Annotated in this window: 2 protein-coding genes; both read left to right on the plus strand. The window is 79.5% G+C overall.

Annotation, left to right across the window (positions count from 1 at the left end; translation table 11 throughout):
• Positions 1-425 precede the first annotated feature (425 nt).
• Positions 426-818 carry a hypothetical protein gene (locus ABZY91_RS41890; RefSeq protein ID WP_329881153.1) on the plus strand — a complete coding sequence of 131 codons (393 nt, stop codon included), beginning with the start codon at positions 426-428 and terminating at the stop codon, positions 816-818.
• Between the two features lie 60 nt (positions 819-878).
• Positions 879-2,369, plus strand: a 1,491-nt coding sequence (locus ABZY91_RS41895; protein WP_355409487.1) for an MMPL family transporter, incomplete at its 3' end; no start/stop codon positions are given.

The raw sequence follows: 2,369 nt of genomic DNA on the forward strand, positions 1-2,369 counted from the left end.
GGCGTATATTGGCACCCCCGTTTTAAAAACAACACCCCGGGCCCGCAAACGCCCTAGGCGGGCGGCCCCCCCCCCGGGGCGGGGGCCGGGCCCCGGGGGGGGGGGGGGGGGGGCCGTCGCCTGTCCCGGGCCGACCGGCCCGCACCGGGCCGCGCCGGGCCGGGGCCTGGGGTCGGGCCTGGGGCCGGGTCGGGGCGACGTGGCGGCAGCCCGGACGGCGCGGCGCCGGGGGACACTGCTCCGGACGGGCCGCAGCGGGCTCCGGTCCGTCCGGACGGCCGGCGATCCGACCCGTCCGGGCGGCCCGCCGCTCCGAACCACGGGGTGGGCCGCGTGCCGCGCAGCCCGAATCGCCCCTGATCCGCCCCTGATCCGCCCCCGAACCAGCCCCGAGCGCCTCTGTCGCCGACCCGGGAGGTCCCGCCATGAACCAGCGCCTGCTCCGCCTCACCGGCGCCGCCACCGCCGTCTACGGTCTCGCCGTCGCCCGCCGCCCCGCCCTGCTCGCCCGCCCCTCCGGCCTCACGGCGCCGGACGGCTCGGTCCCCGCCGCCGTCGCCGCGTGCGTGCGCCCGCTGGCCTTCCGCGACGCCGCCTGCGGCCTCGCCATGGCGCTGGCGCCGAACGACTCGGCGCTCCGCGCCGCCACGGCCGTCCGGATCGCCTCGGACTTCGGCGACGCCGCCCTGCTCGCCACCGCCCTCCCGACCCGCCGGCACCGCGTGATGGCGGTCGCGGTCTCGGTCGGCTGGGGCGCACTCTCCGTCGCCGGCCTGCTGACGTCCGGCCGGGATCTCTCCACGCGTCAAGTCTCTTGATGATCGAGAGATAGGATCCGGGCTGTCCACCACCCGCCCCTGTCCGGAGGGCGCCCCGCCATGCCCACTGCCCGTCCCACCGCCCCGCCGAGCGCGCCGTCCCCCGCCACCCCCGGTGGCCGGCGGCGCCTGCGCCTGCTGGTCCCGCTCGCCCTGCTCGTCGTCTGGCTCGGCCTCGGCGGGGCCTTCGGCTCGTACGCGGGCCGGCTCGGGGAGGTCGCCACCAACGACCGCGCCGCCTTCCTGCCGCGCAGCGCCGAGTCCACCGAGGCCGCGCGCCTCGGCGAGGCGTTCCGGACCACCGACGCGATGCCGGTCGTCATCGTCTGGGAGAGCCGCACCGGCCCCGTCGACGACACCCGCCGCGCCGCCGCCGAGCAGGCCCTCCGGGCCGCCGCGGCCCTGCCCGGAGCCACCGGACAGGTCTCGCCCGCCGTCCCCGCCGAGGACGGCCGAGCCCTCCAGGGCGTCGTCCAGCTGCGCGCCGACCTCGGCCGGGAGACCGCGGACACCGTCCGGGCCGTCCGCGACCTCGCCGCCCGGGTACCCGACACCACCGTCGGCCTGACCGGGCCGGCCGCCATCCTCGCCGACCTGGGCGGAGCCTTCGCCGGCATCGACGGCCTGTTGCTCGGCGTCGCCCTCGGCGTCGTGCTGCTGATCCTGCTCGCCGTCTACCGCAGCGTGCTGCTGCCGCTCCTGGTCATCCTCGGCGCGGTCTTCGCCCTCGGCGTCGCCTGCGCGCTGGTCTACCTGCTCGCCGACCACGACCTGGTCACCGTCGACGGCCAGATCCAGGGCCTGCTGTCGATCCTGGTCATCGGCGCCGCCACCGACTACGGCCTGCTGCTCGCCGCCCGCTTCCGCGAGGAGCTGCACCTGCACGGCGACCGGTTCGCGGCCATGCGCACCGCCTGGCGGCAGTCGGTCGAACCGATCGCCGCCTCCGGTGCCACCGTCGCCCTCGGTCTGCTGGTGCTGCTCCTCTCCGACCTCACGAACAACCGGGCCCTCGGTCCCGTCGGCGCCATCGGCATCGGCTGCGCCGTGCTCTCCGCGCTCACCTTCCTGCCCGCCGCGCTGGTGCTGACCGGCCGCGCCGCCTACTGGCCGGCGCGGCCCGCCGCCGACGGCCGGCCACCGGTGCACGCCGTCTGGGGGCGGATCGCGGCGCTGGTCGCCCGCCGCCCGCGCGCCCTGTGGGCGGGCAGCCTCGCCGTCCTCGCCGCACTGGCCGCCTTCGCCCCGGGACTCGACGCGGGCGGCGTCCCGCAGACCGAACTGTTCGTCAAGGCCCAGCCCTCCGTGGCCGGCCAGCGGCTGCTCTCCGCGCACTTCCCCGGCGGCAGCGGCAACCCCGCCGTGGTGATCGCCGCCGCCGACCGGGCCGAGGCGGTCGCCACGGCCGCCGCCGTCCCCGGCGTGGCCGCCCGCCGCCCCCTCACCGCCCGCGCCCCCCCCCGCCCGCCGCGGGGGGGGGGCGGCCGGGGCCCCCCCGAGGGGGCGCGCGGGGGCCCCGCCCCCCCCCCCGAGGCGCGCCCCCCCCCGCCC

This window comes from Kitasatospora sp. NPDC002965, assembly GCF_040611255.1.
Classification (GTDB): Bacteria; Actinomycetota; Actinomycetes; order Streptomycetales; family Streptomycetaceae; genus Kitasatospora.

Bases quoted from the DNA above. Each gene is read 5' to 3' on its own strand.
- ABZY91_RS41890 (WP_329881153.1), top strand. From the start codon at position 426: ATGAACCAGCGCCTGCTCCGCCTCACCGGCGCCGCCACCGCCGTCTAC.